Source organism: Vibrio artabrorum (assembly GCF_024347295.1).
GTDB lineage: Bacteria > Pseudomonadota > Gammaproteobacteria > Enterobacterales > Vibrionaceae > Vibrio > Vibrio artabrorum.
Map to the genome: position 1 here is coordinate 302,439 of NZ_AP025458.1, position 26,297 is coordinate 328,735.

Annotated in this window: 8 protein-coding genes, 6 tRNA genes, 6 rRNA genes and 1 riboswitch; of the genes, 14 read left to right on the forward strand and 6 right to left on the reverse strand. The window is 46.4% G+C overall.

The window, feature by feature from the left end:
• Nucleotides 1-198 precede the first annotated feature (198 nt).
• The 12 genes from OCU36_RS01490 to OCU36_RS01545 all read left to right on the forward strand — a co-directional run bounded on the left by OCU36_RS01490 (nucleotide 199) and on the right by OCU36_RS01545 (nucleotide 11,366).
• Nucleotides 199-1,753 (forward strand): 16S ribosomal RNA (locus tag OCU36_RS01490).
• A 67-nt stretch (nucleotides 1,754-1,820) separates the two neighbouring features.
• Nucleotides 1,821-1,897: transfer RNA gene (locus tag OCU36_RS01495), tRNA-Ile, on the forward strand.
• A gap of 14 nt (nucleotides 1,898-1,911) precedes the next feature.
• Nucleotides 1,912-1,987, forward strand: a tRNA-Ala gene (locus OCU36_RS01500).
• A gap of 350 nt (nucleotides 1,988-2,337) precedes the next feature.
• Nucleotides 2,338-5,231, forward strand: a 23S ribosomal RNA gene (locus OCU36_RS01505).
• Nucleotides 5,232-5,323: 92 nt separating this feature from the next.
• Nucleotides 5,324-5,439 (forward strand): 5S ribosomal RNA (gene rrf, locus OCU36_RS01510).
• Nucleotides 5,440-5,837: 398 nt separating this feature from the next.
• Nucleotides 5,838-7,392: ribosomal RNA gene (locus tag OCU36_RS01515) — 16S ribosomal RNA — on the forward strand.
• A gap of 67 nt (nucleotides 7,393-7,459) precedes the next feature.
• Nucleotides 7,460-7,536, forward strand: a tRNA-Ile gene (locus OCU36_RS01520).
• Nucleotides 7,537-7,550: 14 nt separating this feature from the next.
• Nucleotides 7,551-7,626: transfer RNA gene (locus OCU36_RS01525), tRNA-Ala, on the forward strand.
• A 350-nt stretch (nucleotides 7,627-7,976) separates the two neighbouring features.
• Nucleotides 7,977-10,870, forward strand: a 23S ribosomal RNA gene (locus OCU36_RS01530).
• A 99-nt stretch (nucleotides 10,871-10,969) separates the two neighbouring features.
• Nucleotides 10,970-11,085, forward strand: a 5S ribosomal RNA gene (gene rrf, locus OCU36_RS01535).
• Together the 16S, 23S and 5S rRNA genes with 6 tRNA genes alongside form the textbook arrangement of a ribosomal RNA operon.
• A 67-nt stretch (nucleotides 11,086-11,152) precedes the next feature.
• Nucleotides 11,153-11,229: transfer RNA gene (locus tag OCU36_RS01540), tRNA-Asp, on the forward strand.
• A 60-nt stretch (nucleotides 11,230-11,289) separates the two neighbouring features.
• A tRNA-Trp gene (locus tag OCU36_RS01545) sits at nucleotides 11,290-11,366 on the forward strand.
• Between the two features lie 353 nt (nucleotides 11,367-11,719).
• On the opposite strand, the gene OCU36_RS01550 is transcribed toward OCU36_RS01545, so the two are convergent.
• Both OCU36_RS01550 and OCU36_RS01555 read right to left on the reverse strand, forming a co-directional pair.
• On the reverse strand, nucleotides 11,720-12,064 hold the full coding sequence (locus OCU36_RS01550) for a helix-turn-helix domain-containing protein (RefSeq protein WP_315972667.1): 345 nt from the start codon (nucleotides 12,062-12,064) through the stop codon (nucleotides 11,720-11,722).
• Between the two features lie 162 nt (nucleotides 12,065-12,226).
• Nucleotides 12,227-13,507 carry a cation:proton antiporter gene (locus OCU36_RS01555; protein ID WP_261838731.1) on the reverse strand — a complete coding sequence of 427 codons (1,281 nt, stop codon included), beginning with the start codon at nucleotides 13,505-13,507 and terminating at the stop codon, nucleotides 12,227-12,229.
• Between the two features lie 168 nt (nucleotides 13,508-13,675).
• Here OCU36_RS01555 and metH point away from each other — a divergent pair, with 168 nt between their 5' ends.
• On the forward strand, nucleotides 13,676-17,353 hold the full coding sequence (gene metH / locus OCU36_RS01560; RefSeq protein WP_261838732.1) for a methionine synthase: 3,678 nt from the start codon (nucleotides 13,676-13,678) through the stop codon (nucleotides 17,351-17,353).
• Between the two features lie 116 nt (nucleotides 17,354-17,469).
• Here the strand turns inward: metH and lysC are convergent, their stop codons facing one another.
• Entirely contained in the window at nucleotides 17,470-18,837 is a 1,368-nt protein-coding gene (gene lysC, locus OCU36_RS01565) for a lysine-sensitive aspartokinase 3 (protein WP_261838733.1), read from the reverse strand.
• A gap of 108 nt (nucleotides 18,838-18,945) precedes the next feature.
• Nucleotides 18,946-19,122: riboswitch (Lysine riboswitch) on the reverse strand.
• A 177-nt stretch (nucleotides 19,123-19,299) separates the two neighbouring features.
• Between lysC and OCU36_RS01570 the strand changes: the two genes are divergently transcribed.
• Nucleotides 19,300-20,439, forward strand: coding sequence for a pyridoxal-phosphate-dependent aminotransferase family protein (locus tag OCU36_RS01570; protein WP_261838734.1), 1,140 nt, complete (start codon nucleotides 19,300-19,302; stop codon nucleotides 20,437-20,439).
• Between the two features lie 103 nt (nucleotides 20,440-20,542).
• On the opposite strand, the gene OCU36_RS01575 is transcribed toward OCU36_RS01570, so the two are convergent.
• The 3 genes from OCU36_RS01575 to galU form a co-directional block, all read right to left on the reverse strand.
• Nucleotides 20,543-22,306, reverse strand: coding sequence for a PglL family O-oligosaccharyltransferase (locus OCU36_RS01575; protein WP_261838735.1), 1,764 nt, complete (start codon nucleotides 22,304-22,306; stop codon nucleotides 20,543-20,545).
• 90 nt (nucleotides 22,307-22,396) lie between these two features.
• Entirely contained in the window at nucleotides 22,397-25,234 is a 2,838-nt protein-coding gene (gene uvrA / locus OCU36_RS01580) for an excinuclease ABC subunit UvrA (RefSeq protein WP_261838736.1), read from the reverse strand.
• 147 nt (nucleotides 25,235-25,381) lie between these two features.
• Complete coding sequence (gene galU, locus OCU36_RS01585) at nucleotides 25,382-26,254, reverse strand: UTP--glucose-1-phosphate uridylyltransferase GalU (protein ID WP_261838737.1); 873 nt, start codon at nucleotides 26,252-26,254, stop codon at nucleotides 25,382-25,384.
• Nucleotides 26,255-26,297 lie beyond the last annotated feature (43 nt).

Genomic DNA, 26,297 nt, shown 5'->3' on the forward strand with positions numbered 1-26,297 from the left:
AATATCAAAACGTTTTATCGTTAGATAAAACAGATTCTTCGGAATCAAAATTGATTTCAATGAACTGAGTGACCAATCGAGATTAAGTTTACTTAGTCTTGGCACAGTCAATTCATTATCATTCTGTTGGAATGATAATAGCTTTAGAATTACTTTTTGTAGTTTTGAAGTCAGTATTCGTTGAGTCGACAAAATCTTAAATTGAAGAGTTTGATCATGGCTCAGATTGAACGCTGGCGGCAGGCCTAACACATGCAAGTCGAGCGGAAACGACACTAACAATCCTTCGGGTGCGTTAATGGGCGTCGAGCGGCGGACGGGTGAGTAATGCCTAGGAAATTGCCTTGATGTGGGGGATAACCATTGGAAACGATGGCTAATACCGCATAATGCCTACGGGCCAAAGAGGGGGACCTTCGGGCCTCTCGCGTCAAGATATGCCTAGGTGGGATTAGCTAGTTGGTGAGGTAATGGCTCACCAAGGCGACGATCCCTAGCTGGTCTGAGAGGATGATCAGCCACACTGGAACTGAGACACGGTCCAGACTCCTACGGGAGGCAGCAGTGGGGAATATTGCACAATGGGCGCAAGCCTGATGCAGCCATGCCGCGTGTATGAAGAAGGCCTTCGGGTTGTAAAGTACTTTCAGTTGTGAGGAAGGGGGTAGTGTTAATAGCGCTATCTCTTGACGTTAGCAACAGAAGAAGCACCGGCTAACTCCGTGCCAGCAGCCGCGGTAATACGGAGGGTGCGAGCGTTAATCGGAATTACTGGGCGTAAAGCGCATGCAGGTGGTTCATTAAGTCAGATGTGAAAGCCCGGGGCTCAACCTCGGAACTGCATTTGAAACTGGTGAACTAGAGTACTGTAGAGGGGGGTAGAATTTCAGGTGTAGCGGTGAAATGCGTAGAGATCTGAAGGAATACCAGTGGCGAAGGCGGCCCCCTGGACAGATACTGACACTCAGATGCGAAAGCGTGGGGAGCAAACAGGATTAGATACCCTGGTAGTCCACGCCGTAAACGATGTCTACTTGGAGGTTGTGGCCTTGAGCCGTGGCTTTCGGAGCTAACGCGTTAAGTAGACCGCCTGGGGAGTACGGTCGCAAGATTAAAACTCAAATGAATTGACGGGGGCCCGCACAAGCGGTGGAGCATGTGGTTTAATTCGATGCAACGCGAAGAACCTTACCTACTCTTGACATCCAGAGAAGCCAGCGGAGACGCAGGCGTGCCTTCGGGAGCTCTGAGACAGGTGCTGCATGGCTGTCGTCAGCTCGTGTTGTGAAATGTTGGGTTAAGTCCCGCAACGAGCGCAACCCTTATCCTTGTTTGCCAGCGAGTAATGTCGGGAACTCCAGGGAGACTGCCGGTGATAAACCGGAGGAAGGTGGGGACGACGTCAAGTCATCATGGCCCTTACGAGTAGGGCTACACACGTGCTACAATGGCGCATACAGAGGGCAGCAAGCTAGCGATAGTGAGCGAATCCCAAAAAGTGCGTCGTAGTCCGGATTGGAGTCTGCAACTCGACTCCATGAAGTCGGAATCGCTAGTAATCGTGAATCAGAATGTCACGGTGAATACGTTCCCGGGCCTTGTACACACCGCCCGTCACACCATGGGAGTGGGCTGCAAAAGAAGTGGGTAGTTTAACCTTTCGGGGAGGACGCTCACCACTTTGTGGTTCATGACTGGGGTGAAGTCGTAACAAGGTAGCCCTAGGGGAACCTGGGGCTGGATCACCTCCTTATACGAAGATACTTACGATGAGTGTCCACACAGATTGATTAGGTTTAGAAAAGTTAAGAGACGATATTGGGTCTGTAGCTCAGCTGGTTAGAGCGCTCGCCTGATAAGCGGGAGGTCGGTGGTTCAAGTCCACTCAGACCCACCAATATCGACCTAGATGGGGCTATAGCTCAGCTGGGAGAGCGCCTGCCTTGCACGCAGGAGGTCTGCGGTTCGATCCCGCATAGCTCCACCATCTTTAAGCGTTCTTGTTAGATAAAAAGTCTTACGAGAGTCTTTAAAAATGGTTCAATTTATTGAATCAAGCTCTTTAACAATTTGGAAAGCTGACTGATTGATTACTTACGAGTAATTCAATCAAATTTAAAAGTTCTCAATGTTTATCTTTCATTAGATAGACACAACAAACACATTCAAGTGTCTTGTATTCGATTCAAACTTGTTTGAATCACAATTGAGTCCGGCAAACAGTTATTAAGAATTAACCCTTCTTAATGACAACCAAAAACCTTGGTTGCTTTTTGTCTTCACTTTTTAAAAGTGAAAGCAAATTTGTATCATACATAAGACCCTTTCGGGTTGTATGGTTAAGTGACTAAGCGTACACGGTGGATGCCTTGGCAGTCAGAGGCGATGAAAGGCGTAATAACTTGCGATAAGCCCAGATTAGGTAGTAATAACCTTTTGAGTCTGGGATTCCTGAATGGGGAAACCCACTTACATAAGTAAGTATCCTGTTGTGAATACATAGCAACAGGAGGCAAACCGGGGGAACTGAAACATCTAAGTACCCCGAGGAAGAGAAATCAACCGAGATTCCGAAAGTAGCGGCGAGCGAAATTGGATTAGCCCTTAAGCTTTTAATGATGCAGGTGAAGAGTCTGGAAAGTCTCGCAGTAAAGGGTGATAGCCCCGTAACCGACACATCATAATCAGTGAAAACGAGTAGGGCGGGACACGTGATATCCTGTCTGAATATGGGGGGACCATCCTCCAAGGCTAAATACTACTGACTGACCGATAGTGAACCAGTACCGTGAGGGAAAGGCGAAAAGAACCCCTGTGAGGGGAGTGAAATAGAACCTGAAACCGTGTACGTACAAGCAGTAGGAGCACCTTCGTGGTGTGACTGCGTACCTTTTGTATAATGGGTCAGCGACTTAATTTTAGTAGCAAGGTTAACCGTTTAGGGGAGCCGTAGGGAAACCGAGTCTTAACTGGGCGTACAGTTGCTAGGATTAGACCCGAAACCAGGTGATCTAGCCATGGGCAGGTTGAAGGTTGAGTAACATCAACTGGAGGACCGAACCGACTAATGTTGAAAAATTAGCGGATGACTTGTGGCTAGGGGTGAAAGGCCAATCAAACCTGGAGATAGCTGGTTCTCCCCGAAAGCTATTTAGGTAGCGCCTCGGACGAATACTACTGGGGGTAGAGCACTGTTAAGGCTAGGGGGTCATCCCGACTTACCAACCCTTTGCAAACTCCGAATACCAGTAAGTACTATCCGGGAGACACACGGCGGGTGCTAACGTCCGTCGTGGAGAGGGAAACAACCCAGACCGCCAGCTAAGGTCCCAAAGTATAGCTAAGTGGGAAACGATGTGGGAAGGCTCAGACAGCCAGGATGTTGGCTTAGAAGCAGCCATCATTTAAAGAAAGCGTAATAGCTCACTGGTCGAGTCGGCCTGCGCGGAAGATGTAACGGGGCTAAGCTATACACCGAAGCTGCGGCTACGTACCTTAGGGTGCGTGGGGTAGGGGAGCGTTCTGTAAGCCGTTGAAGGTGGTCTGTAAGGGCTGCTGGAGGTATCAGAAGTGCGAATGCTGACATGAGTAACGATAAAGGGAGTGAAAAACTCCCTCGCCGGAAGACCAAGGGTTCCTGTCCAACGTTAATCGGGGCAGGGTAAGTCGACTCCTAAGGCGAGGCCGAAAGGCGTAGTCGATGGGAAACGGGTTAATATTCCCGTACTTCTTACAATTGCGATGGGGGGACGGAGAAGGCTAGGTGGGCCTGGCGACGGTTGTCCAGGTTCAAGTACGTAGGCGGGTGGTTTAGGTAAATCCGGACCGCTACTAACGCTGAGATACGATGTCGAGCTACTACGGTAGTGAAGTCATTGATGCCATGCTTCCAGGAAAAGCCTCTAAGCTTCAGATTGTAAGGAATCGTACCCCAAACCGACACAGGTGGTCGGGTAGAGAATACCAAGGCGCTTGAGAGAACTCGGGTGAAGGAACTAGGCAAAATGGTACCGTAACTTCGGGAGAAGGTACGCTCTTATCAGTGAAGTCCCTTGCGGATGGAGCAGACGAGAGTCGCAGATACCAGGTGGCTGCAACTGTTTATTAAAAACACAGCACTGTGCAAAATCGTAAGATGACGTATACGGTGTGACGCCTGCCCGGTGCCGGAAGGTTAATTGATGGGGTTAGACTTCGGTCGAAGCTCTTGATCGAAGCCCCGGTAAACGGCGGCCGTAACTATAACGGTCCTAAGGTAGCGAAATTCCTTGTCGGGTAAGTTCCGACCTGCACGAATGGCGTAATGATGGCCACGCTGTCTCCACCCGAGACTCAGTGAAATTGAAATCGCTGTGAAGATGCAGTGTACCCGCGGCTAGACGGAAAGACCCCGTGAACCTTTACTACAGCTTGGCACTGAACATTGAACCTACATGTGTAGGATAGGTGGGAGACTATGAAACCGCGTCGCTAGATGTGGTGGAGTCGTCCTTGAAATACCACCCTTGTAGTTTTGATGTTCTAACGTTGGTCCCTGAATCGGGATTACGGACAGTGCCTGGTGGGTAGTTTGACTGGGGCGGTCTCCTCCCAAAGAGTAACGGAGGAGCACGAAGGTGGGCTAAACACGGTTGGACATCGTGTGGTTAGTGCAATGGCATAAGCCCGCTTGACTGCGAGAATGACAATTCGAGCAGGTGCGAAAGCAGGTCATAGTGATCCGGTGGTTCTGAATGGAAGGGCCATCGCTCAACGGATAAAAGGTACTCCGGGGATAACAGGCTGATACCGCCCAAGAGTTCATATCGACGGCGGTGTTTGGCACCTCGATGTCGGCTCATCACATCCTGGGGCTGAAGTCGGTCCCAAGGGTATGGCTGTTCGCCATTTAAAGTGGTACGCGAGCTGGGTTTAGAACGTCGTGAGACAGTTCGGTCCCTATCTGCCGTGGGCGTTGGAAAATTGAAAGGGGCTGCTCCTAGTACGAGAGGACCGGAGTGGACGAACCTCTGGTGTTCGGGTTGTCATGCCAATGGCATTGCCCGGTAGCTAAGTTCGGAATCGATAACCGCTGAAAGCATCTAAGCGGGAAGCGAGCCTTGAGATGAGTTTTCCCTGGCGCTATAAGCGTCCTAAAGGGTTGTCGTAGACTACGACGTTGATAGGCAGGGTGTGTAAGTGCTGCGAGGCATTGAGCTAACCTGTACTAATTGCCCGTGAGGCTTAACCATACAACACCCAAGGGGTTTTGTGGGCTCAATAGAAAGACAGACCTTGAATGAGTTTGAAGAGAATTTAACAGCTTTCTGAATTTTAAAATTTGCTTGGCGACCATAGCATTGTGGACCCACCTGATTCCATGCCGAACTCAGAAGTGAAACACAATAGCGCCGATGGTAGTGTGGGGCTTCCCCATGTGAGAGTAGGACATCGCCAGGCTTTAATTTCGACTTTGTCTATTAAATAGACAAGTCACCATAGAGTTCTAAGTTTTCTTAGTATTTTATGTTGACTTTCAAAGTAGAAAGCGTATTATACGCGTCCTGCTTAAGTGCTAAGGCACTGAAAGCGTTCTCTTTTTAGAGAACAAGCTCTTTAACAATTTAAACCTATCAATCTGTGTGGGCACTCGTTGATGAATATCAAAACGTTTTATCGTTAGATAAAACAGATTCTTCGGAATCAAAATTGATTTCAATGAACTGAGTGACCAATACGTTTAACTACTTGTAGTTATTCGGCACAGTCAATTCATTACCATTCTGTTGGAATGGTAATAGCTTTAGAATTACTTTTTGTAGTTTTGAAGTCAGTATTCGTTGAGTCGACAAAATCTTAAATTGAAGAGTTTGATCATGGCTCAGATTGAACGCTGGCGGCAGGCCTAACACATGCAAGTCGAGCGGAAACGACACTAACAATCCTTCGGGTGCGTTAATGGGCGTCGAGCGGCGGACGGGTGAGTAATGCCTAGGAAATTGCCTTGATGTGGGGGATAACCATTGGAAACGATGGCTAATACCGCATAATGCCTACGGGCCAAAGAGGGGGACCTTCGGGCCTCTCGCGTCAAGATATGCCTAGGTGGGATTAGCTAGTTGGTGAGGTAATGGCTCACCAAGGCGACGATCCCTAGCTGGTCTGAGAGGATGATCAGCCACACTGGAACTGAGACACGGTCCAGACTCCTACGGGAGGCAGCAGTGGGGAATATTGCACAATGGGCGCAAGCCTGATGCAGCCATGCCGCGTGTATGAAGAAGGCCTTCGGGTTGTAAAGTACTTTCAGTTGTGAGGAAGGGGGTAGTGTTAATAGCGCTATCTCTTGACGTTAGCAACAGAAGAAGCACCGGCTAACTCCGTGCCAGCAGCCGCGGTAATACGGAGGGTGCGAGCGTTAATCGGAATTACTGGGCGTAAAGCGCATGCAGGTGGTTCATTAAGTCAGATGTGAAAGCCCGGGGCTCAACCTCGGAACTGCATTTGAAACTGGTGAACTAGAGTACTGTAGAGGGGGGTAGAATTTCAGGTGTAGCGGTGAAATGCGTAGAGATCTGAAGGAATACCAGTGGCGAAGGCGGCCCCCTGGACAGATACTGACACTCAGATGCGAAAGCGTGGGGAGCAAACAGGATTAGATACCCTGGTAGTCCACGCCGTAAACGATGTCTACTTGGAGGTTGTGGCCTTGAGCCGTGGCTTTCGGAGCTAACGCGTTAAGTAGACCGCCTGGGGAGTACGGTCGCAAGATTAAAACTCAAATGAATTGACGGGGGCCCGCACAAGCGGTGGAGCATGTGGTTTAATTCGATGCAACGCGAAGAACCTTACCTACTCTTGACATCCAGAGAAGCCAGCGGAGACGCAGGCGTGCCTTCGGGAGCTCTGAGACAGGTGCTGCATGGCTGTCGTCAGCTCGTGTTGTGAAATGTTGGGTTAAGTCCCGCAACGAGCGCAACCCTTATCCTTGTTTGCCAGCGAGTAATGTCGGGAACTCCAGGGAGACTGCCGGTGATAAACCGGAGGAAGGTGGGGACGACGTCAAGTCATCATGGCCCTTACGAGTAGGGCTACACACGTGCTACAATGGCGCATACAGAGGGCAGCAAGCTAGCGATAGTGAGCGAATCCCAAAAAGTGCGTCGTAGTCCGGATTGGAGTCTGCAACTCGACTCCATGAAGTCGGAATCGCTAGTAATCGTGAATCAGAATGTCACGGTGAATACGTTCCCGGGCCTTGTACACACCGCCCGTCACACCATGGGAGTGGGCTGCAAAAGAAGTGGGTAGTTTAACCTTTCGGGGAGGACGCTCACCACTTTGTGGTTCATGACTGGGGTGAAGTCGTAACAAGGTAGCCCTAGGGGAACCTGGGGCTGGATCACCTCCTTATACGAAGATACTTACGATGAGTGTCCACACAGATTGATTAGGTTTAGAAAAGTTAAGAGACGATATTGGGTCTGTAGCTCAGCTGGTTAGAGCGCTCGCCTGATAAGCGGGAGGTCGGTGGTTCAAGTCCACTCAGACCCACCAATATCGACCTAGATGGGGCTATAGCTCAGCTGGGAGAGCGCCTGCCTTGCACGCAGGAGGTCTGCGGTTCGATCCCGCATAGCTCCACCATCTTTAAGCGTTCTTGTTAGATAAAAAGTCTTAAGAGAGTCTTTAAAAATGGTTCAATTTATTGAATCAAGCTCTTTAACAATTTGGAAAGCTGACTGATTGATTACTTACGAGTAATTCAATCAAATTTAAAAGTTCTCAATGTTTATCTTTCATTAGATAGACACAACAAACACATTCAAGTGTCTTGTATTCGATTCAAACTTGTTTGAATCACAATTGAGTCCGGCAAACAGTCATTGAGAATTAACCCTTCTTAATGACAACCAAAAACCTTGGTTGCTTTTTGTCTTCACTTTTTAAAAGTGAAAGCAAATTTGTATCATACACAAGACCCTTTCGGGTTGTATGGTTAAGTGACTAAGCGTACACGGTGGATGCCTTGGCAGTCAGAGGCGATGAAAGGCGTAATAACTTGCGATAAGCCCAGATTAGGTAGTAATAACCTTTTGAGTCTGGGATTCCTGAATGGGGAAACCCACGTGCATAAGTACGTATCCTGTTGTGAATACATAGCAACAGGAGGCAAACCGGGGGAACTGAAACATCTAAGTACCCCGAGGAAGAGAAATCAACCGAGATTCCGAAAGTAGCGGCGAGCGAAATTGGATTAGCCCTTAAGCTTTTAATGATGCAGGTGAAGAGTCTGGAAAGTCTCGCAGTAAAGGGTGATAGCCCCGTAACCGACACATCATAATCAGTGAAAACGAGTAGGGCGGGACACGTGATATCCTGTCTGAATATGGGGGGACCATCCTCCAAGGCTAAATACTACTGACTGACCGATAGTGAACCAGTACCGTGAGGGAAAGGCGAAAAGAACCCCTGTGAGGGGAGTGAAATAGAACCTGAAACCGTGTACGTACAAGCAGTAGGAGCACCTTCGTGGTGTGACTGCGTACCTTTTGTATAATGGGTCAGCGACTTAATTTTAGTAGCAAGGTTAACCGTTTAGGGGAGCCGTAGGGAAACCGAGTCTTAACTGGGCGTACAGTTGCTAGGATTAGACCCGAAACCAGGTGATCTAGCCATGGGCAGGTTGAAGGTTGAGTAACATCAACTGGAGGACCGAACCGACTAATGTTGAAAAATTAGCGGATGACTTGTGGCTAGGGGTGAAAGGCCAATCAAACCTGGAGATAGCTGGTTCTCCCCGAAAGCTATTTAGGTAGCGCCTCGGACGAATACTACTGGGGGTAGAGCACTGTTAAGGCTAGGGGGTCATCCCGACTTACCAACCCTTTGCAAACTCCGAATACCAGTAAGTACTATCCGGGAGACACACGGCGGGTGCTAACGTCCGTCGTGGAGAGGGAAACAACCCAGACCGCCAGCTAAGGTCCCAAAGTATAGCTAAGTGGGAAACGATGTGGGAAGGCTCAGACAGCCAGGATGTTGGCTTAGAAGCAGCCATCATTTAAAGAAAGCGTAATAGCTCACTGGTCGAGTCGGCCTGCGCGGAAGATGTAACGGGGCTAAGCTATACACCGAAGCTGCGGCTATGTACCTTAGGGTATGTGGGGTAGGGGAGCGTTCTGTAAGCCGTTGAAGGTGGTCTGTAAGGGCTGCTGGAGGTATCAGAAGTGCGAATGCTGACATGAGTAACGATAAAGGGAGTGAAAAACTCCCTCGCCGGAAGACCAAGGGTTCCTGTCCAACGTTAATCGGGGCAGGGTAAGTCGACTCCTAAGGCGAGGCCGAAAGGCGTAGTCGATGGGAAACGGGTTAATATTCCCGTACTTCTTACAATTGCGATGGGGGGACGGAGAAGGCTAGGTGGGCCTGGCGACGGTTGTCCAGGTTCAAGTACGTAGGCGGGTGGTTTAGGTAAATCCGGACCGCTACTAACGCTGAGATACGATGTCGAGCTACTACGGTAGTGAAGTCATTGATGCCATGCTTCCAGGAAAAGCCTCTAAGCTTCAGATTGTAAGGAATCGTACCCCAAACCGACACAGGTGGTCGGGTAGAGAATACCAAGGCGCTTGAGAGAACTCGGGTGAAGGAACTAGGCAAAATGGTACCGTAACTTCGGGAGAAGGTACGCTCTTATCAGTGAAGTCCCTTGCGGATGGAGCAGACGAGAGTCGCAGATACCAGGTGGCTGCAACTGTTTATTAAAAACACAGCACTGTGCAAAATCGTAAGATGACGTATACGGTGTGACGCCTGCCCGGTGCCGGAAGGTTAATTGATGGGGTTAGACTTCGGTCGAAGCTCTTGATCGAAGCCCCGGTAAACGGCGGCCGTAACTATAACGGTCCTAAGGTAGCGAAATTCCTTGTCGGGTAAGTTCCGACCTGCACGAATGGCGTAATGATGGCCACGCTGTCTCCACCCGAGACTCAGTGAAATTGAAATCGCTGTGAAGATGCAGTGTACCCGCGGCTAGACGGAAAGACCCCGTGAACCTTTACTACAGCTTGGCACTGAACATTGAACCTACATGTGTAGGATAGGTGGGAGACTATGAAACCGCGTCGCTAGATGTGGTGGAGTCGTCCTTGAAATACCACCCTTGTAGTTTTGATGTTCTAACGTTGGCCCCTGAATCGGGGTTACGGACAGTGCCTGGTGGGTAGTTTGACTGGGGCGGTCTCCTCCCAAAGAGTAACGGAGGAGCACGAAGGTGGGCTAAACACGGTTGGACATCGTGTGGTTAGTGCAATGGCATAAGCCCGCTTGACTGCGAGAATGACAATTCGAGCAGGTGCGAAAGCAGGTCATAGTGATCCGGTGGTTCTGAATGGAAGGGCCATCGCTCAACGGATAAAAGGTACTCCGGGGATAACAGGCTGATACCGCCCAAGAGTTCATATCGACGGCGGTGTTTGGCACCTCGATGTCGGCTCATCACATCCTGGGGCTGAAGTCGGTCCCAAGGGTATGGCTGTTCGCCATTTAAAGTGGTACGCGAGCTGGGTTTAGAACGTCGTGAGACAGTTCGGTCCCTATCTGCCGTGGGCGTTGGAAAATTGAAAGGGGCTGCTCCTAGTACGAGAGGACCGGAGTGGACGAACCTCTGGTGTTCGGGTTGTCATGCCAATGGCATTGCCCGGTAGCTAAGTTCGGAATCGATAACCGCTGAAAGCATCTAAGCGGGAAGCGAGCCTTGAGATGAGTTTTCCCTGGCACTATAAGTGTCCTAAAGGGTTGTCGTAGACTACGACGTTGATAGGCAGGGTGTGTAAGTGCTGCGAGGCATTGAGCTAACCTGTACTAATTGCCCGTGAGGCTTAACCATACAACACCCAAGGGGTTTTGTGGACTCAAAGAAAGACCAGACCTTGAATGCGTTTGAAGAGATAGACTTTTAAATCAGTTTTCCGAATTTTAAAATTTGCTTGGCGACCATAGCATTGTGGACCCACCTGATTCCATGCCGAACTCAGAAGTGAAACACAATAGCGCCGATGGTAGTGTGGGGCTTCCCCATGTGAGAGTAGGACATCGCCAGGCTTTAAATTAAATCTTTAGGTTGACCGACCTGGAGATATGGACGCTCACTTAGTGAGTTGACCACTGCGGAGTGGTAGTTCAGTTGGTTAGAATACCGGCCTGTCACGCCGGGGGTCGCGGGTTCGAGTCCCGTCCACTCCGCCACTTATTCGATAACCTCGCCTAGTGCGAGGTTTTTTCGAATCTGAAGTAATAAAAAGTTTTAGGGGTGTAGCTCCAATTGGCAGAGCAGCGGATTCCAAATCCGCGTGTTGGGAGTTCGAATCTCTCCACCCCTGCCATATTTAAGGCTCTAGCAGAAATGCTAGAGCCTTTTTGCTTTCTATGATTTGGACACCAATCCCTCTTGATGGACATACAGAGCCAAATATCAAATTGCTGCTGTTTTACCAAGCGAGGTCTCGTCCCACGAGCTGCCCAAAGACGTGTTGTTTGTTCTGCTGACCAAATCGAGCTTCATCTTGAAACCAGACATCAACACGGCTGGGGATCTTAAGGATCGTTTCGATTTGGAATTTTTTTTAAATCGTCTTGGATTTTCTGTGATGGTTTAGGGTGTTTGGAACAGGAAGTTATCCAAGAAAACCCCATATGGGCGAGGAGATAATAAATGGAATTTGGGTGGTAGTGTTTATCACAGTTTAACGATGTAGTCATGTATATCGCTCCCGACAAGGCGTCCGCCAGAAGGTGATTCGACTTTTTTCTTTATAAACTCGTTGAGTTGTTTTCGTTGTCCTTCAGTGATGTAGGCTGGTCTACCTGTGCAGGGTTTCTCTTCAAGTCCTTCCAAACCTTTTTCAAAAAAAGTCTTAACCCATTTATTCACACTGTTCCGACTGACTTTGAGGGCTTTTACAATTTGTGCACGAGAGAGGCTGTCTTTAAAGTGTGCAAGCGCTAGTAAGTGAACCTTTATCTGAATGGTTTTTTGTTGGCTCGCTAGCTTTTTTAAATCGGTATTATTCAGGCTATTGATGGCTAAATTTCACAATAATTTATCAGTTTCAATTCGATCATATGTTTACTTTCATTGGTATTAGTGACGAGAACACCAAGTGGTGTGCATGAAAAAAGCCAGTAACGGGGCTACTGGCTTAATAACAATCGGCAATATATTTTAGAGCGAGATCATGAGATGTTAATCTAAATTTTTCTCTGCTTGCTTCGCTTTTTCGATCATAGGAGTAATCGTAGAGCCTTGTACTAAGATAGAGAATACAACGACCGCATAGGTCATAACGAGGATGATTTCTTTTACATCAATGAGTTTTTCTTCAATTACCCAAATGCCGGAAGGGATTGAAAGTGCCATCGCCAGAGCTAGACCACCACGCAAGCCTCCCCAGGTCAGAATATTAATTGACCACGGGTTGTAAGTTCTAAAGCGTTTGAATCCGATATAAGATAGGAAAACACTTAAGTAACGAGCACTTAGTACTAAAGGAACAGCGAAAGCCATCAAGATCCAGTCTTCTTGATGGAATTTAAATAACAACATTGACATACCAATTAATAGGAACAATACACCATTCAATAGTTCATCAACTAATTCCCAGAAGTGGTCTAGATGCTCCTCGCTCTCTTTTGAGAAGCCAATAAAGCGTGTCCAATTCCCAATCATGATACCCGAAACCACCATGGCTAAAGGTCCTGAAACATGCAGATATTCAGCAAAAGCATAACCTGCAGTTGGGACACCAATCGTTAACAGTAATTTCATTGAATGGTCATCAGTCGTACTGATCAAGTAATGAAAGATTAACCCTAAAATAAAGCCATAAACGATGCCGCCAATCGCTTCTTGGATAAATAGCAGTGCGACACTACTGACGGTTGGAGTGTCTGTGCCAAATGCGATAGTAAATAAGGTCACGAAGATGACAAGTCCAAAGCCATCATTGAAAAGTGACTCACCTTCAATTTGAGTTGATATACGTTTAGGAGCATTAAGCTTCTTAACTATTGCCAAAACGGCTATTGGGTCGGTTGGGGATATGAGTGAGCCAAAAAGTAAGCAGTAAATCAGATCAAAATGAATGCCGATCAACTGACAAAACCCATATAGAACGAAGCCAACAAAGAACGTTGAGAAGAGCGTAGCACCAAGTGCGAGCACTGTAATTTCCCATTTCTGGTCTTTTAAATTAGGTAACTTAATCCCCAATCCGCCAGCAAAGAGTAGGAACCCTAATATTCCTTTGAGTAGGAAATCTTCAAAGTTGATGCTAGCTACAGTTTCTGAAGCAATATCAGATAGTTGAAACCAATTATTTTGCCCTGCAATGATGATTAATAGAGATAACATCATTGAACCAGCGGTAATCGCGATAGTTGTCTGCATTTTACCAATTTTGCTATTAACTAAAGCAATAAGCATGGCTGCTGCGGATAAGAAGCATAAGGTGTAATAGACTGACATTGGGATTCCAATATGTGACAAAGTGTGAATATGAATTTTCGTTGTCTCATGTTCAAATAGCAACCATTTTTTGTCATGAATCGGTAATCAATTTACTCATTTAGACGTCTAGACTCCTTTTTAATGTGTGATAGGATGGACGAATAATTAAAGGAATGAGGTTGTATTGTGGGAAGTAATATAAGGCAAAAGATTGAATCTCTGTTGAAGCAACGAATTTTGCTGATCGATGGTGGTATGGGTACCATGATTCAGGATCGTAAATTGGACGAGCAGGACTATCGAGGTGAGCGCTTTGCTGATTGGCATAGTGACTTAAAAGGGAACAACGACCTTTTGGTACTTACACAACCTAATCTTATCAAAGGTATCCATACCGAGTATTTGGAAGCGGGGGCTGATATCCTCGAAACGAATACCTTTAATGCAACAACCATTGCTATGGCTGACTACGATATGGAAAGCCTTAGTGAAGAAATTAACTTTGCTGCTGCTAAGCTTGCTCGTGAAGCGGCTGATGAATGGACCGCAAAGACCCCGGACAAACCTCGCTTTGTGGCGGGTGTGTTAGGTCCAACTAACCGAACTTGTTCTCTCTCCCCGGATGTTAATGATCCGGGTTATCGTAATATTAGCTTCGATCAACTGGTTGAGGCCTATTCTGAATCAACTCGAGCTCTGATCAAAGGCGGCTCAGATCTTATTCTGATCGAAACTATCTTTGATACCTTAAACGCGAAAGCATGTGCGTTTGCGGTTGAATCTGTTTTTGAAGAAGTCGGCATTACTTTACCAGTCATGATCTCCGGTACCATTACTGATGCATCAGGCCGTACCCTTTCAGGTCAGACGACAGAAGCATTCTACAACGCTCTTCGTCATGTTAAACCTATCTCATTCGGCTTGAACTGCGCATTAGGCCCAGATGAACTGCGCGAATATGTCGGTGAGATGTCTCGTATCTCTGAATGCAATGTATCTGCACACCCTAATGCGGGTCTGCCCAATGCATTTGGTGAGTATGACCTTTCTCCCGAAGAGATGGCGGAACATGTTAAAGAGTGGGCTGAAAGTGGATTTTTGAACTTAATTGGCGGATGTTGTGGTACAACGCCAGAACACATACGCCAAATGGCAGAGGCTGTTGAAGGTGTAACGCCACGTCAATTGCCTGATTTGCCGGTTTCTTGTCGTCTTTCTGGACTTGAGCCTTTGACGATTGCTAAAGAGTCTTTGTTCGTGAATGTCGGTGAGCGGACCAATGTTACCGGTTCAGCTCGCTTTAAGCGCCTCATTAAGGAAGAATTATACGATGAAGCGTTGAGTGTGGCTCGAGAGCAAGTCGAAAACGGTGCTCAGATTATCGATATCAACATGGATGAAGGGATGCTAGACGCCGAGGCGTGTATGGTTAAATTCCTCAATCTATGTGCTTCAGAACCTGAAATCTCGAAAGTGCCGGTTATGGTCGATTCTTCTAAGTGGGAAGTTATCGAAGCTGGCCTAAAATGTATTCAAGGTAAAGGCATTGTTAACTCCATCTCTCTAAAAGAAGGCAAAGATAAGTTTGTTGAGCAAGCCAAATTAGTTCGTCGTTATGGTGCTGCTGTCATCGTGATGGCGTTTGATGAGGTCGGTCAGGCGGATACTCGAGAGCGTAAAGTTGAGATCTGCACCAATGCCTACAACATTCTTGTTGATGAAGTCGGTTTCCCGCCAGAAGATATTATTTTTGACCCGAACATTTTCGCAGTGGCGACTGGTATCGATGAACACAATAACTATGCGGTTGATTTTATTGAGGCGGTAGGGGACATTAAACGCGATCTCCCGCATGCGATGATCTCTGGCGGTGTGTCGAATGTTTCATTCTCATTCCGTGGTAATAATTACGTCCGTGAGGCGATTCACGCGGTGTTCCTATATCACTGTTTTAGAAATGGTATGGATATGGGTATTGTAAACGCGGGTCAGTTGGAAATTTACGATAATGTTCCAGAAGATCTGCGTGATGCGGTTGAAGATGTCGTACTAAACCGTCGTGATGACTCAACCGAACGCTTGCTTGATATCGCGACTGAATACCTAGAGCGCGCTGTCGGTAAGGTTGAGGATAAATCGGCATTAGAGTGGCGCACTTGGCCGGTAGAGAAGCGTTTGGAGCACTCTTTAGTAAAAGGTATCACTAACTTTATTGTTGAAGATACCGAAGAAGCTCGCATTAATGCCTCTCGTCCTATTGAAGTGATAGAAGGTCCTTTAATGGATGGCATGAACGTAGTTGGTGACCTGTTTGGTGAGGGTAAGATGTTCTTACCACAGGTTGTAAAGTCTGCGCGTGTTATGAAGCAGGCGGTTGCTCACTTAGAACCGTTCATCAATGCAACCAAAGATGTAGGTGCAACTAACGGGAAAATCTTACTTGCGACAGTCAAAGGCGATGTTCATGACATCGGTAAAAACATAGTAGGCGTGGTTTTACAGTGTAATAACTACGAAATTATCGATTTAGGTGTGATGGTGTCATGCGAAAAAATCCTTAAGGTCGCTAAAGAAGAGAACGTCGATATCATCGGTCTTTCGGGTTTGATCACGCCTTCACTGGATGAGATGGTTCATGTTGCTAAAGAGATGGAGAGGCAAGGTTTTAAACAGCCTCTGTTAATCGGTGGGGCAACGACATCTAAAGCACATACTGCAGTCAAAATCGAACAGAATTATTCAGAACCTGTCGTCTATGTAAATAATGCCTCGCGTGCTGTCGGTGTTTGTACTTCACTACTGTCAGATGAATTGAAACCCGCTTTCGTTGAGAAGTTGGATATCGATTACGATCGGGTTAGAGATCAACACCATCGTAAAAAGCCTCGTACTAAACCTGTTACGCTTGAGAAAGCACGAGCTAACAAAGTGGCTATTGATTGGGATGCTTATACTCCACCGGCCCCTGCGAAGCCGGGTGTACATATCTTCAATGATTTTGATGTATCTACTTTACGTCAGTACATCGACTGGACCCCATTCTTTATGACATGGTCATTAGTCGGAAAGTACCCTGCAATTCTTGATCATGAAGAGGTGGGTGATGAAGCTAAACGCCTATTCAAAGATGCCAACGATTTACTGGATCGCATCGAGAAAGAGAAGTTGCTTGAAGCGCGAGGTATGTGTGCTTTGTTCCCAGCGAACAGTGTTGGTGATGATATTGAGGTGTATACCGATGAATCTCGTACCGAAGTTCTAAAGGTTCTACACAACCTTCGTCAACAAACAGAAAAACCAAAAGGCTTTAACTATTGTTTATCTGATTACATCGCGCCAAAAGATAGCGGTAAAGCAGACTGGATTGGTGGATTTGCGGTAACGGGTGGCATTGGTGAGCGAGAGTTGGCTGATGAATACAAAGCGAAAGGCGATGACTACAACGCCATTATGATTCAGGCAGTTGCTGATCGATTAGCTGAAGCGTTCGCGGAGTATCTGCATAAAGAAGTGAGAAAGGATATTTGGGGTTACTCGCCAGATGAGGATTTGTCTAACGACGATTTGATTCGAGAGAAATACCAAGGTATTCGTCCAGCCCCGGGTTACCCTGCTTGTCCTGAGCATACAGAGAAAGGCACGTTATGGGAGTTGATGGACGTTGAAAAATCGATCGATATGTCATTAACGACGAGCTATGCGATGTGGCCAGGTGCCTCAGTATCTGGTATGTACTTCTCACATCCTGATGCCCGATACTTTGCTATTGCACAGATTCAACAGGATCAACTGGAGAGCTATGCCGACCGTAAAGGTTGGGATATGTTAGAAGCCGAGAAGTGGTTAGGGCCAAACATTAACTAACTTTTAGGCTATGACGAGCTTGGATTCGTAAAGTAAAAAAGAGAAAGGGTTGCTCAAGAGCAACCCTTTTTGTAGCTGTGATTTAGTTATTTATCTGTCGATGATAAACGCATTTTCTACTCAAACAACTCTTGGTGCAGTTTTTGAATCGCCAACTTAGCAACAGATTCATCTAGCAAGAAACACAGGTTGTGTGGGCTTGCTCCGTAACAAATCATACGTAAGTTGAAATCTTCCAGAGTACTGAAAACTTGCTTTGCATAGCCTTTGCTTTCACTCATGTTATTGCCAATAAGAGCCACAACGCACAAGCCGTGCTCGATATCCACAGAGCACAGCTCCTCAAGTTCAATTCGAGCCGCTTCTGGTAATTCTGGTGCACCACCAGAGGTATCTGTTTGGTCTAAAGTGAGTGAAACACTGATCTCTGAGGTGGTGATCAGATCAACAGAGATCTTATGTTTAGCTAGGATCTCGAATACCTTCGCTAAAAAGCCGTAAGCATGGAACATATTAGCGCTGCGCAGCGTAACCATGGTTTGATTGCAGCGTAGGGCAAGCGCTCTAAATAGAGGAGAGCTTTCAACTTGTTGGCGAATCCATGTACCACCAAGTTCAGGAGCTTTAGAGGAGCCGACAAATACTGGGATTTGGTGACGGAGTGCCGGAACTAGCGTTGATGGGTGCAGTATTTTCGCTCCAAAGTTTGCCATTTCCGATGCTTCGCTGAAGCTGATTTCTGGAATCGGCGATGCTTTAGGTGCAATACGAGGATCTGTTGTGTAGATACCTGGAACATCCGTCCAGATCTCTAAACCTATCGCTTGCACAGATTCGGCAATCAGCGCTGCTGAATAATCACTGCCACCGCGGCCCAAAGTCGTGGTATTACCTTGGCTATCAGCACCGATAAACCCCTGAGTAACGACAACTTGTTGCTGGCAAAGTGGGATCAGTTTCTCTTGCGCTAGAGCAGCAATGTCTTCTAGCTGAGGTTCGGCTTTACCAAAATCATCATTAGTACGCAGCACTTCTCTGATATCAAAACGAACCGCTGGTGTGCCGCGCTCGCGAATGATTTGAGCGAGGATATGTGTCGACATCAGCTCACCACATGCGACAAGGTGATCAGTCAGTTTGGCACTGGTTTGGAATGATGCAGCCTCTGCTGCATTCGCAATATCATCAAGAATACCGTGAACTTCTTTCTCGATGCTAATCGAGTCTGTGAGTTGATTAAGAATCACGTTATGAATGTCTGTTAATTGTGCCATTAATTCCTGACGACGAGCTTTGTCTTGAACGCCATTTGCCAGTTCAACCAGTAGGTTTGTGACACCAGAACATGCACTACTTACAACCAGTTTTGTATTGGAGTTGTTTTCAATAATGGCAGCACAACGGCTCATTGCTTCAAAGTTGGCAACACTTGTTCCACCAAACTTAGCGACATTAAAAGAACCAACTACATTAGATGCACTCACGATATATCTCCCACGACTTCCTAAAATAAAATTACGGTTGGGTAATCCAACGTCCGATGTTTTTCGAAGAGAGTATTAGAGCAAAAAGAGAGGAATGATTAGAATAGTCACCTCAGAAGCTCTTCACCATAGATATATGGTGACAGTTGCCGGGATTCAGCCCGCTCAACCGACAATAAAAGTCTGCATCCTTTTATTATCTCGGCACTGCTCCCCATCAATGTTTTGTATTGGAAATGCGGTTCCACAAAACACCTGCCTGGGCAGTGCTCCTCTTCTGCTAGATAGCCGTTTCATTGAACGTGTTTCCGGCAATAATGTCAATCTGTAACTGGAGATAGGCGTAAAAATAATTTTAACAATTATGTGACACTGGTATGACATCAATACTTCTGTCTAATTGCTGAGGTGATCGATTTGCTTTAGGGTGGAATATTCACACCATTAACGTAAGGGATGTACATGTCTAATTTAACACTCACAACGGCCATCGAGAGCTTTTATCCGCCACACCGAACGTTAATGGGACCGGGGCCTTCAGATATTTCTCCTCAAGTTTTACAGGCCTTGAGCCGTCCAACTATTGGCCACCTCGATCCGTTGTTCATCGCGATGATGGATGAACTGAAACAACTTCTTAAGTATGCATTCCAAACAGAGAATGAATTTACGATTGCCGTTTCTGCTCCGGGCAGTGCGGGAATGGAAACTTGTTTTGTTAACTTGATTGAGCCTGGCGAGAAAGTCATTGTTTGCCGCAACGGTGTTTTTGGTGAACGTATGCGAGAGAATGTTGTGCGCTGTGGTGGTGTAGCGGTTCTGGTTGATGACGAGTGGGGCAAGCCCGTTTCCGTTGCAAAGGTAGAACAAGCGTTAGTGGAAAATCCCGATGCCGTGGCTGTTGCTTTTGTGCATGCAGAAACATCAACCGGAGCACTATCTGATGCTCAAGCTATTTCAGCTGTCGCTTGTCAGTTTGATGCGTTAACAATTGTTGATGCTGTGACATCATTGGGTGGTGTGCCATTGTTGGTTGATGAATGGCAGCTTGATGCGGTTTATTCTGGAAGCCAAAAGTGTCTGTCTTGTGTTCCTGGCCTGTCTCCGGTGACATTTTCTCAGCGTGCCGTCGATAAGATGAAAGCCCGTCAAGCGCCAGTACAAAGCTGGTTCCTAGATCAAAGTTTGGTTCTAGGGTATTGGAGTGGAGAAGGTAAGCGGAGCTACCACCATACGGCGCCCGTGAACAGCTTGTATGCTCTACATGAGTCTTTGGTTGTACTGAAAAATGAAGGTTTGGACAATGCTTGGTCACGTCACTACGCGATGCACCAAGCGCTTAAAGTTGGTGTCGAAGCTTTGGGGTTAAAGTTTGTGGTTGATGAAGAGAGTCGTTTACCTCAATTAAATGCGCTTTATTTTCCCGAAGGGATTGATGAAGCAAAAGTTAGAGCCCAGCTGTTAGAAGAATATAATCTTGAAATTGGCGCAGGGCTTGGCTCGTTGGCCGGTAAGACTTGGCGTATTGGTTTAATGGGCTACGGTGCGCGTAAAGAGAATGTCGCGTTGTGTCTAAAAGCGCTAAAAGATGTATTGAAATAGTTGCAATGAACTGAAATTAAAAAGAAAAGCGCATGAGATATCATGCGCTGTTTTCGACTAACCTCAAACGGTTAAATGGTACTTGAGTGCTGAGAGTTCACTATCATTCAGTTGATGATACGTTATCTTCTGCTGGCGGCACTTGCTTATACTGAACCTTTGAAAAGTCTCTGTTAGGGAATAAAAAGCTCGCTTCGCTACGAATTTGCTCCGCTTTACTTTCTTCTCCTAGGCCTTGATATGCCAGAATCAGATTGCTGTAGAAAGCCGGTCTTGGCTTTCTCTTTATGATCTCCAGAGACCAATCAATGTAAGGCTGTATAAGGCTTGGATCAGCTTTGTAGAGACCAATATTAAGGTAAGTGCTGTAAATGTCCCAATCGTAGCGATCTTTCCATACCACAGGGTTCGTTACTAGCTTAAGAATGTCCGGATTTTTAGGCCTAGACACTTCAAATTTAGTCAGTACATAATTGGTGTGCAAGGCGCTCAACATATAAAAACTGATCAAGATAGGTACCACTAAGCTCGACACTCTAAACAGGGTTTTACTGATGATACTGAACGGTTGTTGATAATGTCGAGAAGAGCGTTGATCGACCCAGTAAATCAATATAATAAATGTAATCCAATGAATCGCTGAGTGGTAAAAAGGGTACTCAAGCTGAGAGTGCAAAAGGATTGGAATGAACAACGCGATCAAGGCTAGACGAGTGCCCTTTGCTGAACTTGCTATACGTGACATGACCAATATCGCGGCCATCAAGATCCCGATGATTGGTACAATTCCTCCTTCAACGCCCCAAAATAGGAACTCATTGTGCGGGTGATCCATTGAAGGAAGGCCTGGGTGATAGCTCGAGTTGAGCTGGTGTTGGCGAGCCGTGTATAGGATGTATTCGGCTTCGAACTTTCCGTAGCCATAACCTGTAAATGGCTTTTCGATCATCATATCTAGCGCTTGAGGGAAGGTATAAGCTCGTGGGCTTTCTAAGTTTACCCTTTTACTCGCGAGACTATCGGTTGCGCTGAGGTTTATCACCGAAAAGGCAACAACGATGCCGACTACGATGGATGTACACCAACCGTAAAATCGCTTTTTAGTCGAGAACTTGTATAGATACGGCAGAATGCATATCAACCCGATTGAGGCCGCTAACCATCCAGTACGTGATGCAATGATAATCAGCAGTGGTACGGTTAAGGTTGGGGTTAGGTAGAGTAGGAATGACTCGCTAATTTTGTGATTATACTTAGTTGGTTGCCTCGCTAAAAGATAAGCGGACAGCACAAAACCCGTAGCCAAAAAGCTAGCCATGACATTAGGTTGCTGAAATATCCCATATGGTCGGTTTGTCGCTGTGTTGTAGCCAAATAGGTTGCCAGGTTCTAATAAGAAATATTGCACATAGCCAAACAGTGCTTGTATAACGACAGCAAGTACTATGAACCACAACATACGCTGCTTATGTTTGTTGCTGAATTTAAATTGCTGGAGGACAACAAATAATGCAAAGCCTGCCCATAATCCAAGTAAGCGCCCTGACGCCGCTTGAGGAGAGGCGTTAGTGTAAAATATCGGCAGTGTCAGTATCACGCAGCTGATCAGCAAGCCTACGGTTAATTTGGAATACTTGAGAGTTCGATTGGTTGCGAGTTGGTAAAAGCCAATGGCCAGCGTGAAGCTTAGCGCTAGCCAAGTGGTTGGGTTAAATGATAACGCTAGGCCAGATCCACCAGGATTTGGCATGAAAAAATGCATGGCTAACAAGAATACAACAGCTAAAGATGCCAAAAATGCTTTATTGAGTGGTAGTTGAGTTACCTGATTTTCTAGCAGGGTACCGCTAGTGTGTATTGTTGCCATAAATCCCTAACCTTATAAAAACAGAGCTTGTTCCTTCTGAAACAAGCTCTGTGACTTTAACATTTTTCTGTCTGCTCGCTGGGCGCTATTTTACACTGAGTTCAAATTTAACATAGGCTTAAGGAATCGAGCAGTATGTGAACCTTCGACCAACGCCACATCTTCAGGTGTACCTTCTGCAACAATCTCACCACCGCCTTGACCACCTTCAGGACCAAGATCTAAGATCCAGTCTGCGGTTTTAATGACATCTAGGTTGTGTTCAATCACGACCACGGTATTACCGTGATCACGCAGCCTATGGAGTACGTTTAATAGCTGCTGAATATCGTGGAAATGAAGACCAGTGGTTGGTTCATCAAGAATGTATAAGGTTTTTCCTGTATCCCGTTTCGATAGCTCTCGTGCTAACTTAACGCGTTGAGCTTCCCCGCCAGACAAGGTTGTGGCTGCTTGTCCGAGGCGAATGTAGGAAAGGCCAACGTCTATGAGTGTTTGCAGTTTACGAGCAATAACGGGTACCGGATTGAAGTACTCTCGAGCATCTTCAACGGTCATCTCTAGAACTTCGTCAATGGTTTTACCTTTATAGCGGACCTCTAAAGTTTCACGATTATAACGTTTACCTTTGCACACATCACATGGCACATATACATCCGGCAAGAAGTGCATCTCGACTTTGATCACTCCGTCTCCCTGACAAGCTTCACAGCGACCGCCTCGAACGTTAAAACTGAATCGGCCTGGCTTGTAGCCACGAGATCGTGATTCCTGAGTACCAGCGAATAACTCTCGAATAGGAGTAAAAATTCCGGTGTAGGTAGCAGGGTTCGATCTTGGCGTTCGACCTATGGGGCTTTGGTCAATATCGATCACTTTGTCGAAATGCTCTAAGCCCTTTATCTTTTTGTGCGGCGCTGGAACAGCTGTCGTTGCACCATTTAATTGAGTGTGGGCGACTTTAAAGAAGGTGTCATTGATGAGTGTTGATTTACCTGACCCTGATACACCAGTGATACAGCTGAACAGACCGACAGGAATGGTTGCGGTAACATTCTTTAGGTTGTTCCCTGTTGCACCAACGATCTCGACGATCTTTTTCTTGTCGATAGGCGTTCTTTGTTTTGGTATTGCAATCTCTTTGGCGCCGCTCAGGTACTGCCCTGTTAAAGAGTTCGGGTTTTCTATGATGTCTTGCATGGTTCCTTCTGCAACCACGTGACCACCATGAATACCTGCCCCTGGGCCGATATCGATAACATGGTCAGCACAACGAATCGCATCTTCGTCATGTTCCACAACAAGTACCGTATTACCTAAGTCCCTCAAGTGAATCAAAGTCTGCAACAGGCGTTCATTGTCACGCTGGTGGAGCCCAATAGATGGTTCATCGAGTACATACATAACGCCCACTAAACCAGCACCGATTTGACTTGCTAGACGAATACGTTGTGCCTCACCACCTGACAGCGTTTCAGCACTGCGTGATAAATTCAGGTAGTTCAAACCAACGTTGACCAAGAAATGCAGACGATCATTGATCTCTTTCATCACTTTATCTGCGATCTGCCCACGCTGACCATCTAACTTCAACTCTTGGAAGAATTGGAGTGCGTCAGCAATACTGAGCTCAACGATTTCAGGCAGTGTTGTATCACCAATGAAAACATTTCGAGCTTCCAGTCTTAAGCGAGTACCACTGCAGCTAGAACAAGATTTCGTTGAGATGTATTTGGCAAGATCTTCACGTACTGCGTTAGACTCCGTATCACGGTAGCGACGCTCTAGTGTATTTAAAATCCCTTCAAATGGATGACGTTTAACTCGGATATCACCACGATCATTGATGTATTTGAATTCAACTTCAGTACGACCGGATCCTTTGAGAATGATCTCTTGAGTCTTTGTGGGGAGAGTGTTGAATGGCACATACAGATCAAAGCCATAATGGTCTGATAGCGACGTTAACATCTGGAAGTAGTAGTAATTTTTTTGATCCCAGCCTTTAATCGCACCTTCAGCAAGACTCAGTTTATCATCCAAAATCACTCGACTTGGGTCAAAATATTGTTGAACACCAAGGCCATCACACGTGCCACATGCACCTGCCGGGTTGTTAAATGAAAACAGGCGAGGCTCTAGCTCTTGCATACTGTAGCCACACTTTGGACAAGCAAAGTTGGCAGAGAATACGATCTCTTCTTGTTCTTTATTCTCCATCCAACCGACGACAGCGATACCGCCAGAGAGCTCTAGTGTTGTTTCAAATGATTCGGCTAAACGTTGTTGAAGGTCCGGGCGAACCTTAAAACGGTCGACGACGACTTCTATGGTGTGCTTCTTATGTAGCTCAAGTGTTGGTGGATCGGATAAGTCGCAGGTCTCGCCATCAATACGAGCACGGATAAAACCTTGTGCTGCTAGGTTTTCCAGTGTCTTGACATGCTCACCTTTACGCTCTTTGACGATCGGAGCCATCAGCATCATCTTTGAGCCAGTAGGCAGTTCTAATACCTTGTCGACCATTTGGCTGATGGTTTGCGCAGCGAGAGGGATATTGTGATCAGGGCAGCGTGGTTCACCGACTCGAGCATAAAGTAATCTAAGGTAGTCATAGACTTCAGTAATGGTACCGACAGTTGAGCGAGGGTTGTGTGAAGTCGATTTTTGTTCGATGGAGATGGCTGGAGATAAACCTTCAATGTGGTCGACATCGGGTTTCTCCATAAGAGATAGAAATTGACGGGCGTAGGCCGACAAAGACTCAACATAACGACGTTGACCTTCTGCGTAGAGAGTATCAAACGCAAGTGACGATTTGCCTGAACCGGATAAGCCAGTGATAACCGTCAGCTTATCACGAGGTATGGTTAGGTTAATGTCTTTGAGGTTATGTGTACGAGCACCTCTGATTTCTATTTTATCCATCTCAACAGGCCATGTAATTTTCAGTGGCTAAAGTATTACATAGAGTGAGATTTGTGCAAAGTTTTACTGGATAAAAAAACAGTAACAAAAGGGCGACCCAAAGCGTCGCCCTTTCTAGCATCTGTAACGCAAGTGATTAACCCGTCGTTATGCTTCTTTCTTTGTCGAGTGTTTACCGAGTTCGATTTGCTTTTGGTCTTTCTTGTATAGGTTTTCAAAGCAGTAGTTTGTTGCTTCGATATAACCTTCGACACTACCGCAGTCAAAGCGTTGGCCTTTAAATTTGTAAGCCAATACACAACCGGCTTTTGCTTGTTTTAGCAAAGCATCGGTAATCTGAATTTCGCCGCCTTTGCCCGGTTCTGTTTGCTCGATAAGTTCAAAGATATCTGGAGTCAAAATGTAACGACCAATAATAGCTAAGTTGCTTGGAGCTGTCCCAGGTTCTGGTTTCTCGACCATGTCATCGACACGGAAAAGGTCATCTTTAATCATCTCGCCCGAGATAACGCCATATTTGTGTGTTTCGTTTTCAGGTACTTCTTGAACTGCGACAATAGAGCAGCGGAACTGTTTGTATAGCGCGACCATCTGAGCCAATACCCCTTGTTGTTCGTTCACACAAAGGTCATCGGCAAGCACAACTGCGAAGGGTTCATCACCAACTAATTCACGACCAGTCAAGATTGCATGACCAAGGCCTTTCATTTCACGTTGGCGAATGTAAGTGAAGTTTGCTGCTTCAATCGTCTCGCGAATATTGATCAGCAAATCTTCTTTATTCGTGCCGCTAATCTGATGCTCAAGTTCGTAGTTCTTATCAAAGTGATCCATGATTGAGTGCTTACCACGTCCAGTCACGATGCACATTCCATCCATACCCGCTTCGATCGCTTCTTCTACACCGTATTCAATCAGAGGTTTGTTTACGACTGGCATCATCTCTTTAGGCATAGACTTGGTGGCAGGTAAAAAACGTGTACCGTAGCCAGCTGCCGGGAAAAGGCACTTTTTGATCATAATAAGACCCTTTATCTATAATAATTATGGATTCAACCTGAGT